Origin of the sequence: Parabacteroides faecis (assembly GCF_014647375.1) — a bacterium.
Lineage (GTDB): Bacteria > Bacteroidota > Bacteroidia > Bacteroidales > Tannerellaceae > Parabacteroides > Parabacteroides faecis.
This window is the reverse complement of record NZ_BMPB01000015.1, coordinates 173,101-188,028: the sequence shown is the minus strand read 5'-3', so window position 1 is coordinate 188,028 and position 14,928 is coordinate 173,101. Positions and strand designations below refer to the sequence as shown.

12 protein-coding genes are annotated in these 14,928 nt (G+C 46.8%); 9 read left to right on the top strand and 3 right to left on the bottom strand.

Features of this window, described 5'->3' with window-relative positions:
* Positions 1-9: 9 nt before the first annotated feature.
* The gene (locus IEY67_RS20920) at positions 10-825 is read right to left on the bottom strand and encodes an ABC transporter permease (protein ID WP_122352341.1); all 816 of its coding nucleotides are present in this window, start codon (positions 823-825) and stop codon (positions 10-12) included.
* On the bottom strand, positions 822-2,048 hold the full coding sequence (locus IEY67_RS20915; RefSeq protein ID WP_183672273.1) for a quaternary amine ABC transporter ATP-binding protein: 1,227 nt from the start codon (positions 2,046-2,048) through the stop codon (positions 822-824). Before IEY67_RS20915 ends, IEY67_RS20920 begins: the two co-directional genes overlap by 4 nt.
* A 913-nt stretch (positions 2,049-2,961) precedes the next feature.
* Here IEY67_RS20915 and IEY67_RS20910 point away from each other — a divergent pair.
* From IEY67_RS20910 to IEY67_RS20885, 6 genes are all read left to right on the top strand, one after another.
* On the top strand, positions 2,962-3,810 hold the full coding sequence (locus tag IEY67_RS20910; RefSeq protein WP_122376349.1) for a DUF3298 and DUF4163 domain-containing protein: 849 nt from the start codon (positions 2,962-2,964) through the stop codon (positions 3,808-3,810).
* Positions 3,811-3,819: 9 nt separating this feature from the next.
* Positions 3,820-4,440 (top strand): 16S rRNA (guanine(527)-N(7))-methyltransferase RsmG, encoded by a 621-nt coding sequence (gene rsmG / locus IEY67_RS20905; RefSeq protein WP_122363309.1) that lies wholly within the window; start codon positions 3,820-3,822, stop codon positions 4,438-4,440.
* Entirely contained in the window at positions 4,437-5,075 is a 639-nt protein-coding gene (locus tag IEY67_RS20900) for an MBL fold metallo-hydrolase (RefSeq protein ID WP_183672272.1), read from the top strand. The genes rsmG and IEY67_RS20900 overlap by 4 nt, the downstream gene beginning before the upstream one ends.
* 15 nt (positions 5,076-5,090) lie before the next feature.
* On the top strand, positions 5,091-7,943 hold the full coding sequence (gene gcvP / locus IEY67_RS20895; RefSeq protein WP_183672271.1) for an aminomethyl-transferring glycine dehydrogenase: 2,853 nt from the start codon (positions 5,091-5,093) through the stop codon (positions 7,941-7,943).
* A 16-nt stretch (positions 7,944-7,959) separates the two neighbouring features.
* Positions 7,960-9,075, top strand: coding sequence for a glycoside hydrolase family protein (locus tag IEY67_RS20890; protein ID WP_122352335.1), 1,116 nt, complete (start codon positions 7,960-7,962; stop codon positions 9,073-9,075).
* A 117-nt stretch (positions 9,076-9,192) separates the two neighbouring features.
* Positions 9,193-10,575, top strand: a complete 1,383-nt coding sequence (locus IEY67_RS20885; protein ID WP_122352334.1) for an MFS transporter — start codon at positions 9,193-9,195, stop codon at positions 10,573-10,575.
* 206 nt (positions 10,576-10,781) lie between these two features.
* Here the strand turns inward: IEY67_RS20885 and IEY67_RS20880 are convergent, their stop codons facing one another.
* Complete coding sequence (locus IEY67_RS20880) at positions 10,782-11,024, bottom strand: DUF6722 family protein (protein WP_122352333.1); 243 nt, start codon at positions 11,022-11,024, stop codon at positions 10,782-10,784.
* A gap of 221 nt (positions 11,025-11,245) precedes the next feature.
* On the opposite strand from IEY67_RS20880, the gene IEY67_RS20875 reads away from it, so the two are divergent.
* From IEY67_RS20875 to IEY67_RS20865, 3 genes are read left to right on the top strand one after another with little or no spacing between them, the layout of a single operon-like run.
* Entirely contained in the window at positions 11,246-12,154 is a 909-nt protein-coding gene (locus tag IEY67_RS20875; protein ID WP_183672270.1) for an electron transfer flavoprotein subunit beta/FixA family protein, read from the top strand.
* A 4-nt stretch (positions 12,155-12,158) separates the two neighbouring features.
* Positions 12,159-13,178 carry an electron transfer flavoprotein subunit alpha/FixB family protein gene (locus IEY67_RS20870; protein ID WP_122352331.1) on the top strand — a complete coding sequence of 340 codons (1,020 nt, stop codon included), beginning with the start codon at positions 12,159-12,161 and terminating at the stop codon, positions 13,176-13,178.
* Positions 13,179-13,181: 3 nt separating this feature from the next.
* Complete coding sequence (locus IEY67_RS20865) at positions 13,182-14,888, top strand: acyl-CoA dehydrogenase family protein (protein ID WP_183672269.1); 1,707 nt, start codon at positions 13,182-13,184, stop codon at positions 14,886-14,888.
* The last annotated feature ends 40 nt before the right edge of the window (positions 14,889-14,928 follow it).

The window sequence follows — 14,928 nt, the reverse complement described above, 5'->3', positions numbered from 1 at the left end:
GAGTTCCGCTTATTTCTTGCGGACAAATCCCTGGGTGATACGGTCGAGGATGATTGCAAGGATCACAACGGCAATACCGCCTTCAAAACCGAGGCCGATCTTCATCTGTGTGATTCCTTTGAGGACTATCTCGCCCAAACCGCCTGCCGAGATCATTGCGGCGATGACTACCATCGAGAGCGCCATCATGATTGTCTGGTTCACGCCGGTCATGATCGTCGGCAATGCCAGAGGAAGCTGTACTTTGAATAGCAGCTGTCCGGAGGTGGCGCCAAAAGAACGGGTCGCCTCGACGATATCTTCCGGTACCTGCCGGATACCGAGGTCCGTCAGACGAACGACGGGCGGCATGGCGAAAATAACGGTCGCGAATGCACCCGGGACGGGACCCAGTCCGAAGAACAAGACTGCGGGGATCAGGTAAACGAAGGCGGGCATGGTCTGCATCAGGTCCATGACAGGGCGGATTATCTTGGCAGCAACCCGGTTACGCGCCGTCCATATTCCCAGCGGTACGCCGAGGATCAGGGCAATCACGGTAGAGGACAGGACCAATGCGACGGTCTGCATAGTCTGTTCCCAGAAGCCCATTCCATAGATAAGGAACAAACCCAGCAGTGTCAGGGCGGCTGTTCCTTTTCCGGCTTTATACCAAGCCAATACGGTCAGGGCCGCGATCATTATATAAAAGGGTATCCATAGCAGGCCGTTCTGGAAGGCGTCGATAAAGCCTCCGATTATATTGTTGACGACATCAAAAAAATGCGCCCAGTGTTCCGTCATCCAGTTGATGGCGATTTCTATATATTTTCCGATATTGATCATAAATCTATTGCGTTTTGAATTATTTCTTCTATTTCTTTTTCATCCTTTCCTGTCATTTCAATGATAATGGCGGATGGGGGGATAACGCCCAGTAAGCGGTTGTTCTCATCGACTACCGGCAATGCCTGCCGTACTTTGGACAGCAGAGGGAGCATATCTTCCACAATGGTGTTTTCGAGGACGGACGGGACTTCCTTTTTGATAATGGGGCTGATATCCTTCCCGCCTTCTTTCCGCAGGTTCAGTACATCTTTATAGTGTATCTCTCCGATGAATTGGTCGTCATTGCCGATGACGGGCAGTGCGTAGAGGCGTCTTTCACGCATCTTCCGGAGAATGGTTTCCGGACCGTCTCTTTTGACTCTGACAACGATGGGTTGTCTGAGCATGATCGACGAGGCTGTTACGATTCGGCCGCGGTCCACGCTTTCCGTAAAACGGGTGACGTAATCGTTGGCGGGGTCGGTCAGTATCTCTTCCGGTGTTCCCACCTGCACGATGACGCCGTCTTTCATAATGGCGATACGGTCACCCAGCTTGATCGCCTCGTCCAGGTCGTGGGTGATAAAGACGATCGTCCTTTTCATCTTCTCCTGAAGGAGCAGCAACTCGTCCTGCATCTGTTCACGGATCAGCGGGTCGAGTGCAGAGAAGGCTTCATCCATCAAAAGGACCTCGGGATTGTTTGCCAGGGCACGTGCCAGTCCGACACGCTGCTGCATTCCGCCTGATAATTCATCGACCCGCTGGTTTTCGTACCCTTTCAGGCCGACCTGAAGGATACTCTCCAAGGCTTTCTTTTCGCGCTCCTGTTTAGGGACGCCTTGCAGTTCGAGGCCGAAGGATACGTTATTCAGAACGGTGCGGTGAGGTAGCAGCCCGAAGTGTTGGAAAACCATCGCCAGCTCTTTTCGCCGGATCTGCAACAGTTCCTTGTCCGACGAACGGGTTATATCTATCCCGTTCACCCGGATCTCTCCCATTGTCGGCTCGTTCAGCCGGTTGATACAGCGTAATAATGTCGATTTACCGCTGCCGGAGAGGCCCATAATGACGAACATCTCGCCTTCTTCTATTTCCAGGTTCGCGTTACGCACGGCAACGGTACAGCCTGTTTCTTTTAGTATTTCCTGTTTGCTTTTTCCTTTCAGGATCATCTTTTTCGCCCGGCTCTTCTCGGGACCGAAAAGGATGGATAAGTTTTTTATTTCTATTTTTGCCATATCTCGATTATTATTTAGGTTGATGATACAAGGGGTCGTGCTCCGGTTCATACTGGCCGGATAAGCAAAGTTCCTCTTCCGGACGCACGCAGTGAATCCGGAATGACTTTTTAATCGTAAATTTATCTGCTAATTTTTATACCTTAATGGTAGACGAAAATTTTACTCTTTCGTTTATATAACAAGTAAGCCTTGAATTTGTTCATTTATATCAGGAAGTTAATGCTGATGGAAGCATCCGATAGGCTTAGTTTCAGGAAATAAAGAATTATCTTATTTTTGAATGAAATTACGTGAATAAATTCGTACCTGACGAAAGGTGATAACCAATCATATTCAGGAAACCTATCGGTTGCCTGCTAAACAAAAGAAGCGTGGAAACTGTTGATATATAGACATTGAGGCTCTCGACAGGCCCCCCAACAATATATATAACAGTACCACGCTCTTATCCATATACACGAATCAATTTCTACAATTCTCTCGGTGTGTATAAATAGAAAAGAACATTTGCATTTACAGTACTATTATTTGTTGGGATGAAATTGTCGAGATTTCAATGTCAAATAATATTTAAAAACGCTTATGTCTAACTAACAAATCGCCCATGTTGCAACACCTTGCATTTCATGTGCGGAACAAAGATACACAGAAGATTCAAATAATCAATTTTTCGCTAAAAAATATATACATATCTTCCACCCTGCACATGGCTTCCTGCCTACTCCTCATTTAGTTATCTCAAAGGGGATTTGTCTGACGGTACGTTGAAATTTTTTATGCCTCCCTCGTTTCTGTTTTTCAGGATGCTGAAAACTGATTTAGCGCGAACTAATTTCGTTTATCTATTCGGTAATTCGGAGATAAACATGTACATTTGCATTTTAAAGTATTCAATTAAATCTGTATCACAATGAAGACGCAATTATGCCAAAAGCTTGTAGCTCTTTTTCTCATAAGTATAATTGTCAGCGGTTGTAACACCGGGACAAAAAAAACGGCGGATAATGATATTACATTTGATTCGATCAGTGTGGACAAGACCTATCATCTTCTGGAAAACCCGGAGAATCCGAATTGTAACCTTCAGATAAACTTTACCTATCCGGCCAAATACGACGACAAAGAGATCCTGAAAAAGATACAGCAGCAATTTGTGTCTGCATACTTCGGGGACAGTTACGAAAAGCTATCTCCTGAAGAAGCGGTAGCCAAGTACACGGAGGATTATCTGAATAATTATAAGGACCTGGAGGGCGAATACAAAGAAGAAGTGGCAAAAGCCGACGAAACGCCGGTCGGAGCCTGGTTCTCTTATTACGAAATGTCTACCAACGATATCGCCTATAACCAGAACGATATCCTCAGTTACTCAATCTACGTAGAAAACTATACCGGAGGGGCGCATGGCTCGCATGCGACCGCCAACCATGTCATCAACATGAAAACCGGTACTCCGGTTACGGAATCCGATATTTTCATCGAAGATTTCCAGGACGACCTGGCGCAGATCCTTGTAGACCGGATCGCCAAACAGAACAGCGTGGAGAATGCCAAGGATCTGGAAAACATCGGTTTCTTCAGCATCGACGAGATTTTCCCGAACAACAACTTCCTGATCGACGAGAATGGGATTACCTATACATTTAATGAATATGAGATAGCAGCCTATGTGGTCGGCGCAACGAGTGTACATCTCCCTTATGAAGAGATACAGTACCTGCTCAAGAAAGAGAGTCCGATCGCACATCTGGCATTTTAAATACAATTTATGGAACTGATAAAAACTTATTTTCCGGAGCTAAACGAAACGCAACTTGCACAATACGAAGCTCTGTACGACTTATATACAGACTGGAATGCAAAGATTAACGTCATATCGCGCAAAGATATCGAGAATCTTTATCCGCATCATGTACTCCATTCGCTGGGGCTAACCAAAATGATGAAATTCAAAAACGGTTCTACCGTAATGGATATCGGTACGGGAGGCGGATTTCCGGGTATTCCGCTGGCTATCTTCTTTCCTGAAGTACAATTCCATCTGGTAGACAGTATCGGAAAAAAGATCAAGGTCGGGCAAGCCGTTGCCGAAGCGATCGGTTTGAAAAATGTCACTTTCCGCCATTGCCGCGCCGAAGAAGAAAAGCAACTGTTCGATTTTGTTGTCAGCCGGGCTGTTATGCCGCTGGGCGATCTGGTTAAAATTTCCCGTAAAAACATACGGAAGGAACAACAGAACGCACTGCCGAATGGTTTAATATGTCTGAAAGGAGGTGAGTTGGAACACGAAATACAGGCTTTTCGGAAACAAGCGATTGTTGTCGAGTTAGGCGACCATTTCAAAGAAGAATTTTTTAGTACTAAAAAAGTAGTTTACGTACCATTATGATCACAATAAAAGCGTTTGAGTTCAATTACTTCCAGGAAAACACATTCGTGTTGTATGATGATACCAAAGAGGCGGTTATTATCGATTGCGGATGCCTTCGTCCGTCGGAAGAAAAAGAATTAAGTGATTTCATTGCAGAGAACAAACTGACGGTAAAGCATCTGTTATGTACTCACTTGCATCTGGACCATATCTTTGGTAATCCGTTCGTATTCAAAACATATGGGCTGTCGCCGCAGGCACACAGGCTCGATGTGGAACAGCTTCCACCTCCCGACAAGCAGGCGCAGGCTTTCGGATTGCCGGGACATTATCAGCATATTCCGGTCCAGAAACTATTGGTCGGCAATGAAGTGATCAAGTTCGGCCATTCGGAGCTGCTGGTACTGACTGTTCCCGGTCATTCTCCCGGAAGTGTTGCCTTCTATAATAAGAAGAACGGTTTCGCCATCGTGGGAGATGCCTTATTTGCCGGAAGCATCGGGCGTACAGACTTGTGGGGCGGCAATCAGGAAGTATTGATCGCTGCCATCAACGACAAGTTGTTGTCACTGCCGGACGAAACGGTCATTTACCCCGGACATGGCCCGGAAACGAGAGTTATCGACGAAAAATTAAACAATCCTTATTTATAAAACACATTAAATACTATGGACACAAATAAATTTGTAAACCGCCACGTCGGCATTGCAAAGGAAGATATTCCGGCTATGCTTGAAGCTATCGGTGTTAAATCGGTTGACGAACTGATTGACCAGACAATCCCGGCCAATATTCGTCTGAAAGAACCTCTGAACCTTCCGGAGCCAATGACTGAAAGGGAGTTTGCAGAACATATCGCAGAACTTGCCTCCAAAAACGAAGTCTTCACATCTTACATCGGAATGGGATGGTATGACACAGTTTGTCCTGCTCCTATCCAGCGCAATGTTTTTGAAAATCCGGTATGGTACACTTCATATACCCCGTATCAGGCGGAAGTTTCTCAGGGACGCCTCGAAGCGTTGCTGAACTTCCAGACTGTCATCAGTGAACTGACAGCTCTGCCCCTGACCAACTGTTCTCTATTGGACGAAGCTACCGCAGCTGCAGAGGCTGCCACGATGTTTTACGGAACTCGCAGCCGCGCACAGGTAAAGGCAGGAGCTAACACTTTATTTGTAGATGAAAATGTTTTTGAATCTACATTGGCCGTGATCCGTACACGTATGGTTCCGCAGGGAATCAATGTTGTGGTCGGCAATTACAAGACATTTACATTCACTCCTGAAGTATTCGGTGCGATCGTACAATTCCCGAATGCAGACGGTTCGGTTGAAGATTACAAAGAATTCATCGCGAAAGCCAATGCGAACGAAACCCGTGTTGCCGTGGCTGCCGACCTGATGAGCCTGGTATTGCTGACTCCTCCGGGAGAATGGGGTGCCGATGTCGTATTCGGTAGCAGCCAGCGTTTCGGTGTACCGATGTTCTACGGCGGTCCTTCTGCTGCATTCTTCGCTACGAAAGATGAATACAAACGTGCTATCCCGGGACGTATCATCGGTATCTCGAAAGATGCTTACGGACACCCGGCTTACCGTCTGGCTTTACAGACACGCGAACAGCATATCAAACGCGAAAAGGCGACCTCCAACATCTGTACCGCACAGGCTTTACTGGCAACAATGGCCGGATTCTACGCTGTATATCACGGAGCAGATGGTTTGCGCAACATCGCCGGACGTATCCATGCTTCTGCCGGATTCCTGGCTGCCGAATTGGAAAAGTTAGGCTACAAACAGCTGAATAAAGATTATTTCGATACCTTGAAGATCGAATTACCTGCCAACGTATCCATCAACGCGCTCCGCGAGATCGCATTGGAATGCAAGGTGAACCTTCGCTACTTCGAAGGCGGTCAGGTAGGCATCAGTATCGACGAAACAACACAGCCTACCGATATAGGCGTATTGTTGTATATCTTTGCCGGTGCTGCCGGAAAAGATTATATGCTGGAAGAAGCGATCCCGGAAAAGACTTATTTCGATCCGAAATTCGCCCGTACTTCGGACTTCCTGCAAGAAGATGTATTCAAGAAATATCGTACGGAAACCGAGTTGATGCGTTACATCACCCGTCTGGGACGCAAAGACGTGTCGCTGGCTCAGTCAATGATCTCTCTGGGATCATGTACGATGAAGCTGAATGCTGCTTCTGAAATGCTTCCGTTAAGCCGTGCAGAGTTTATGAATATTCACCCGTATGCCCCGGAAGAACAGGTAGAAGGTTACAAAGAGCTGATCGAGAACCTATGCTGCTACCTGGCTGAGATCACCGGATTCAAAGGTGTTACCTTACAACCGAACTCAGGTGCTGCCGGCGAATATACAGGTCTCCGTGTTATCCGCGCTTACCAGGAAAGCATCGGACAAGGACATCGCAATATCGTATTGCTACCTGCTTCGGCTCACGGTACAAACCCGGCGAGTGCCATCCAGTGCGGTTATGCGACTGTTACCGTTAAATGTGACGAGAACGGCAATATCGACCTGGAAGATTTCCGTGCCAAAGCGGAAGCTAACAAGGAGAATCTGGCTGCCAGCATGATCACTTATCCGTCTACACACGGTATTTTTGAAGCCGACATTAAAGAAATGTGCGACATCGTTCACGCTTGCGGCGGTCAGTTATATATGGACGGTGCCAACATGAACGCCCAGGTAGGATTGACAAATCCGGGAACCATCGGCGCAGACGTTTGCCACCTGAACCTGCACAAGACATTTGCATCGCCTCACGGTGGTGGCGGCCCGGGTGTCGGTCCGATCTGCGTAGCCGAACATCTGGTTCCGTTCCTGCCTTCTCACCCGGTGGTCTGGGGCAGCGATCTGAATACGGTTTCTGCCGCTCCCTACGGAAGTGCCGGTATCCTGCCGATCACATACGCTTATATCCGCATGCTGGGTACAGAAGGATTGGAAACCGTTACAAAAACAGCCATCCTGAATGCGAACTATCTGGCTTCTAAATTCAAAGATACTTACGGTATCGTTTATACAGGTGCCACAGGACGTGTCGGCCATGAGTTGATCCTCGAATGCCGCGGCGTAAAAGAAGCATCCGGTATCGACGAAGGCGATATCGCCAAACGTCTGATGGACTTCGGTTACCATGCTCCTACGCTCTCATTCCCGGTACACGGTACCTTGATGGTCGAACCGACCGAAAGCGAAAGCAAAGCCGAACTCGACCGCTTCGCCGAAGTAATGGACTGCATCTGGAAAGAGATCAAAGAAGTAGAAGAAGGTAAGGCATCCAAAGAAGATAATGTGCTCAAAAATGCTCCGCATCCTGAATACGAAGTAACAGCCGATGAATGGAAGCATGAATACCCTCGTAGTAAAGCAGCTTTCCCGCTGGAATGGTTGCATGACAGTAAATTCTGGATCAATGTGGCACGCGTAGACAATGCATACGGCGACCGTAACCTGATCCCGACTCTCTGTGCTTGTGAAATTTAATAACAAACAAATCTGAATGAAAAAAGTATTTATCGCTTTAGCAGCCGTTGCCCTTCTGGCAACGGCTTGCACGAAAGCACCGGAATCAAAAATCAAAGTGTACGGCTGGCAAGGCGAAGGTGGTAACACGACCGAAGAGACCTTACAAGCCGATTTTAGTAAATGGAAATCTCATGGCCTGGACGGTATGTGCTATAATGCCGGACACGACTTACAGAAAATTCAGCGTGCAGCGAAAGTCGCTCATGCAAACGGCATGGAGTATCATGCCTGGATCCCTGCCATGCTGCAAGGGGATATGGATTCAACCCTTTATGCCGTAAACCGTAAAGGTGAACCTGCTTACGAAGTACAGGCATATGTTCCTTATTACAAATGTCTTTGCCCGAACCATGAAGGTACGGCAGAATTCCTGACTGACCTGTATGGCAAAGTGGCTGATATCCCGGAAGTGGATTATGTCCACCTAGACTACATCCGCTATGTAGACGTGATCCTGGCAAAAGGTCTTTGGGAAAAATACGGCTTAGTGATGGATGAAGAATATCCGACTGCCGACTATTGCTATTGCGATAAATGTGTAGCCGACTTCAAAGCTGCTACCGGCATCGACATCAAATCGGTTGAAGATCCTTCCAAATGTAAAGAATGGGCACAATTCCGCTGCGACCTGATCACGAAGCTGGTCGACCGCATTGCCGATACTGTTCACGCAAAAGGTAAGAAGGTAAGTGCTGCCGTATTCCCCGGTCCTGACTCTCATGCCAAATGGATGGTTCGCCAGGAATGGAACAAATGGAATATCGATGCATTCTTCCCGATGAACTACAACGATTTCTATCTGGAAGATGCTGCCTGGGTAGGCGAAGTGACCAAAGAAGAAGTGAACTCTGTCAAGGGGGAAAAACCTGTTTACAGCGGTCTGTTCATCTGTCGTGACTGGCAAAACAAAGCCAACATCAAAGATCCGGAAGGACACGGATTAATCCCATCAGAGATCGAAGAAGCCGTTCGCGGATCGATGGAAGCCGGTGCAGCCGGTGTAGCCCTGTTCACACCAGGTAGCATGACTGACGAACACTGGAAGGCTTTCGACAAGGCTATTCATCAAACTTACACTGTAAAGAAATAAAAAAAGACTTACACGAAATGTAAATACACGCAGGTATACGCAGCTCTAATTTTCTCATCTGCCTATACCTGCGTTTTACGTTTTATATTCTATATTCTAAAAACAAATAACTATCATATGAATACAACGACAAAGAAAGAGAAAATCAAATTCAGTAAAGCGTTTTGGGTAGCCAATACCGTCGAACTATTTGAGCGTGCTGCCTACTACGGCGTATTTATCGTAATAACCCTTTATCTCAGCCGCATCCTCGGGTTCAACGACATACAGGCGGCAACTATCGCCGGAACATTCTCTGCATTTCTTTATTTTCTTCCAACTTTCGCCGGTGCATTGGCCGATAAGATCGGATTCCGTAATTCCATGCTGCTGGCTTTTTCTTTACTGACCATCGGTTATGCCGGTTTAGGACTTTATCCTACCTGGCTTCAGTCTGCCGGACTGGTCGAATACGGGACTACGACTACATTTACCGGATTGCTTGAAAGTAATCTTCGTTATGGGATTATCCCGATCATGATACTGATCGTTATCGGCGGCTCATTCATCAAGAGTGTGATCTCCGGAACGGTAGCCAAAGAAACGACTCCCGAAACCCGTGCCAAAGGTTTCTCCATATTCTATGCAATGGTAAATATCGGAGCTTTCTCCGGCAAAACGATTGTAAAACCATTGCGCGAAGCATTAGGGAACGAAGGATTAATCACCCTCAACTATTTCTCCGCTTCGATGACTTTTCTCGCCTTACTTGCGATCTGGTTCTTCTATAAAAGCAGCCAGCACTCGGGAGAAGGAAAGACATTCGGACAGATATGGAAAGCATTGATCAAAGTATGTACAAACGGACGCCTGATCACGCTAATCATCATCATCTCCGGATTCTGGATGGTTCAGCACCAGTTGTATGCAACCATGCCTAAGTATGTTTTACGTCTGGCAGGCGAAGGGGCTTCTCCCTCCTGGTATGCCAACGTAAACCCGTTGGTGGTTGTGCTGACCGTTAATCTGGTCACCCAGTTAATGCGTAAAAAGACAGCACTGACCTCTATGACATTCGGCATGTTCATTATGCCGATATCCGCACTTTGTATGGCTTCGGGAAATATGCTCGATGGAAATACAACGATTCTGGGTATGCATCCGGTTGCCTTTATGATGGTAGTCGGTATCGTTTTCCAAGGATTGGCTGAGACATTTATATCTCCCCGTTTCCTCGAATATTTCTCATTACAAGCCCCCAAAGGAGAAGAAGGGTTATATCTAGGCTTCAGTCATCTCCACTCGTTCCTGTCGTCCATTCTCGGATTCGGATTATCAGGTTTCTTACTAAGCAAATATTGTCCGGAGCCGACCCTGTTCGCTACGCATGAAGAATGGGTGGCAGCCAGTGCCAATGCCCATTATATCTGGTATTATTTCGGTGCAATCGCCCTCGTTTCGGCATTCGCCCTGATCATTTACGGGCAAGTGGTGAAACGATTGGATGCTGGGAAAGGGTAGGAAAAAAGAAACAAATAATTTTATTAAAAAGAAGAGAGACTATGTTATTCTTGACATAGTCTCTCTGTATACATACTTCACCGAAAAAACCGGTTACAAGTTCTTTATCCATCTTTTCCCGGACTTCGTGTAGGATGTCCAAAGAAGCAAAATTACCACAATGACATCTACAACAATAAAAAGAAATCCTAATGTTGTCATACCTTCTATTTTAAAATTTTATTCGCAAATAAAGCCAATACTATAGTTCCAAACACACCTCCCAGAACAATATACCATTGAATATGATTCTGAGGATTTCCATACAATGGAACAACACCTCCAATCACAATACCCGCAAAAATTAATTTTGCCAAATCATAAACAAACTTGCAGAGATTCTCTTTTCGAACTATATTCAGTTCCTTTTCCTCTCGCTTCAATTCCTGTTGAAAACTCCATTTTCCCATATGCTAAGATTTTTATCGATTCAAAGGTAAAATTAATCATCTACACAACAAAGAATATATGAAAAAACCTGTCTCAGAGTGCTCAAAAAACCCTAAAGTGTGCACATTTCAGGTTAAAGTTGTTTGATATAAAGAATGTTTGACTACTTTTGCAATCGGTAATTTTTTTACTAATTACCGAATAATTTTCAGACAATAGAAATCTAATATTCCTATTTAATATGAGTTTAAGAATTATTGTTTTAGCGAAGCAGGTTCCGGACACACGCAACGTGGGAAAGGATGCGATGAAAGAAGACGGCACGGTAAACCGTGCCGCACTTCCCGCCATCTTTAACCCGGAAGACCTGAACGCATTGGAACAGGCTCTGCGCCTGAAAGATGCCTACCCCGGATCAACTGTTACATTACTGACTATGGGCCCGGGACGTGCCGCCGAAATTATCCGTGAAGGTTTATACCGCGGAGCAGACGGCGGCTTTTTGTTAACCGACCGCGCCTTTGCCGGAGCCGATACACTGGCTACTTCATACGCTTTGGCTACGGCTATCAAAAAAATTAATGATTATGACATCATCATCGGTGGCCGTCAGGCTATCGACGGAGATACAGCACAGGTTGGTCCCCAGGTAGCAGAAAAGCTGGGATTGACACAGATCACTTACGCTGAAGAAATCCAGAATGTGGATGAAGCAGCACGCCGTATCACCGTTAAACGTCATATCGACGGAGGCGTAGAAACCGTAGAAGGTCCGCTGCCTATCGTCATCACAGTAAACGGCTCGGCAGCTCCCTGCCGTCCGCGCAATGCCCGACTGGTACAGAAATACAAACGTGCCATGGGTGCACAGGAAAAAGCAGCCCACCCGACAGCCTGCCATCCGGACGTTCCGAGCGAACTGCCGTATGCAAATCTTTACGAAAAACGTCCGTATCTGAATATCCAGGAATGGAGCGTGAACGATGTAAACGGAGATCTGACACAGTGCGGTCTGTCCGGTTCACCTACAAAGGTAAAGACTATACAGAATATCGTGTTCCAGGCAAAGGAAAGCAAAACGCTGACCAGCGCGGATAAGGATATAGAAGAGATGATTGTTGAACTGTTAGCTAACCATACCATCGGATAAGATTATGAATAACGTATTTGTATATTGTGAGATTGAAGGCACAACCATTGCCGATGTAAGTCTCGAACTTCTGACCAAAGGTCGTAAGTTAGCGAATCAGTTAGGCTGCCAGCTGGAAGCAGTTGTTGCCGGTAGCGGCCTCGAAGGTATAGAAAGCCAGGTACTGCCTTACGGCGTCGACAAAGTACACGTGTTCGATGCTCCGGGCCTGTTCCCTTACACTTCATTACCCCATTCTTCTGTCCTGATCAACCTGTTCAAGGAAGAAAAACCTCAGATCTGCCTGATGGGTGCTACCGTTATCGGTCGCGACCTGGGTCCTCGTGTATCTTCTGCACTGACCAGCGGTCTGACTGCAGACTGTACTTCATTGGAGATCGGTCCTCACGAAGATAAACGGGCAGGTATCACATATGAAAACCTGTTGTATCAGATCCGTCCAGCTTTCGGTGGTAACATCGTGGCAACCATCATCAACCCGGAACACCGTCCTCAGATGGCTACCGTTCGCGAAGGAGTGATGAAGAAAGAGATCCTGGATGCCAATTATAAAGGCGAAGTGGTAAAACACGACGTAGCAAAATATGTATCCGATGCTGATTATGTAGTAAAAGTGATCGACCGTCACGTTGAAAAAGCGAAACACAACCTGAAAGGTGCTCCTATCGTAGTTGCCGGAGGTTATGGCGTAGGGTCGAAAGAAAACTTCAACCTGCTGTTCGAATTAGCTAAAGAACTCCATGCAGAAGTAGGTGCCAGCCGTGCTGCTGTCGACGCCGGTTTCTGTGACCACGACCGCCAGATCGGACAGACCGGTCTGACCGTTCGCCCGAAACTCTATATCGCTTGCGGTATTTCCGGACAGATCCAGCACATTGCCGGTATGCAGGACGCAGGTATTATCATCTCTATCAACAACGACGAGAACGCTCCGATCAACACCATTGCTGACTATGTGATCAACGGTTCGGTTGAAGAAGTGATCCCGAAGATGATCAAGTATTACAAACAGAACAGTAAATAAGATATGGCTAACTTTTATTTAGATAATCCCAGCATGAAACATCACCTGCATCACCCGTTGATGCAGCGGATCGTAGAGCTGAAAGAACGCGGCTATGCCGACAAGGATAAATTTGACTATGCTCCTCAGGATTTCGAAGATGCAATGGACAGCTACGAAAAGGTACTGGAAATTGTAGGTGAAATCTGTGGTGAGATCATCGCTCCCAATGCTGAGGGCGTAGACCATGAAGGCCCGTCTGTTGCCAACGGACGTGTGACGTATGCCAAAGGTACCCAGGAAAACCTGGATGCCGTACGCAAAGCCGGCCTGATGGGTATCGCAATGCCCCGCCGTTACGACGGTCTGAACTTCCCGATCGTTCCTTACATCATGGCAGCCGATATGGTATCGCGTGCCGATGCAGGTTTTGAAAACCTTTGGGGATTGCAGGACTGTGCGGAAACATTATACGAATTCGGTAACGACGACCAGCGTCAGCGTTATATCCCGCGTGTTTGTGCCGGAGAAACGATGTCGATGGACCTGACAGAGCCGGATGCAGGTTCCGACCTGCAGTCTGTTATGCTGAAAGCTACTTACTGCGAAAAGGACGATTGCTGGTATCTGAACGGAGTAAAACGTTTCATTACCAACGGTGATGCCGATATTCACCTGGTACTGGCACGTTCCGAAGAAGGCACACGCGACGGTCGTGGTTTGTCCATGTTCATCTACGACAAACGCAACGGTGGTGTGAATGTTCGCCGTATCGAGAACAAGATGGGTATCAAAGGATCCCCTACTTGCGAATTGGTATTCAAGAATGCTAAAGCCGAACTTTGCGGTGACCGCAAACTAGGTTTGATCAAATATGTAATGGCATTGATGAACGGTGCCCGTCTGGGTATCATGGCACAGGCCGTAGGTTTGAGCGAAGCGGCTTACCGCGAAGGTTATACCTATGCAACAGAGCGTAAACAGTTCGGCAAAGCGATCATCGAATTCCCGGCTGTATATGAAATGGTAGCCCTGATGCGTGCCAAAGCGGATGCTTCCCGTTCCATGCTTTACGAAACTGCTCGTTTCGTAGACGTTTACAAGGCGTTGGACGATATATCCAAAGAACGTAAGCTGACTCCGGAAGAACGTCAGGAAATGAAGAAATACAGCAAACTGGCTGATGCATATACACCGATGGGTAAAGGTATGACCACCGAATATGCCAACCAGAATGCATATGACGCGATCCAGATCCACGGTGGTTCAGGTTTTATGAAAGACTATGCCTGCGAACGTATCTACCGTGATGCCCGTATCACAAACATCTACGAAGGTACTACCCAGTTGCAGGTGGTTGCAGCGATCCGCCACGTCACCACAGGTACTTACCTGGCTCAGATCCGTGAATACGAAGCCATCGAATACAAACCGGAACTGGAAGGTCTGAAGAACAAGCTGAAAGCAATGACTGACAAGTACGAAAAAGTAGTTGCCGCGGTTACAGAAACCAAAGACAACGAATACATCGACTTCCAGGCACGCCGTATGGTAGAAGCTGCCGCTCATTGTGTCTTCGGTTACCTGCTACTGCAGGATGCCAACAAAGACGACAGTTACCGCCGTTCAGCCGAAGTATATATCAACTACGGCCAGGCAGAAGTTGACAAGATCGAATCTTTCATCAACAACTTCAACCGCGAAGATCTGGCGTATTACAGACAAGCATAATACAACCATCTCATAAAAAAGAAAATCCGGGTATCGTTTG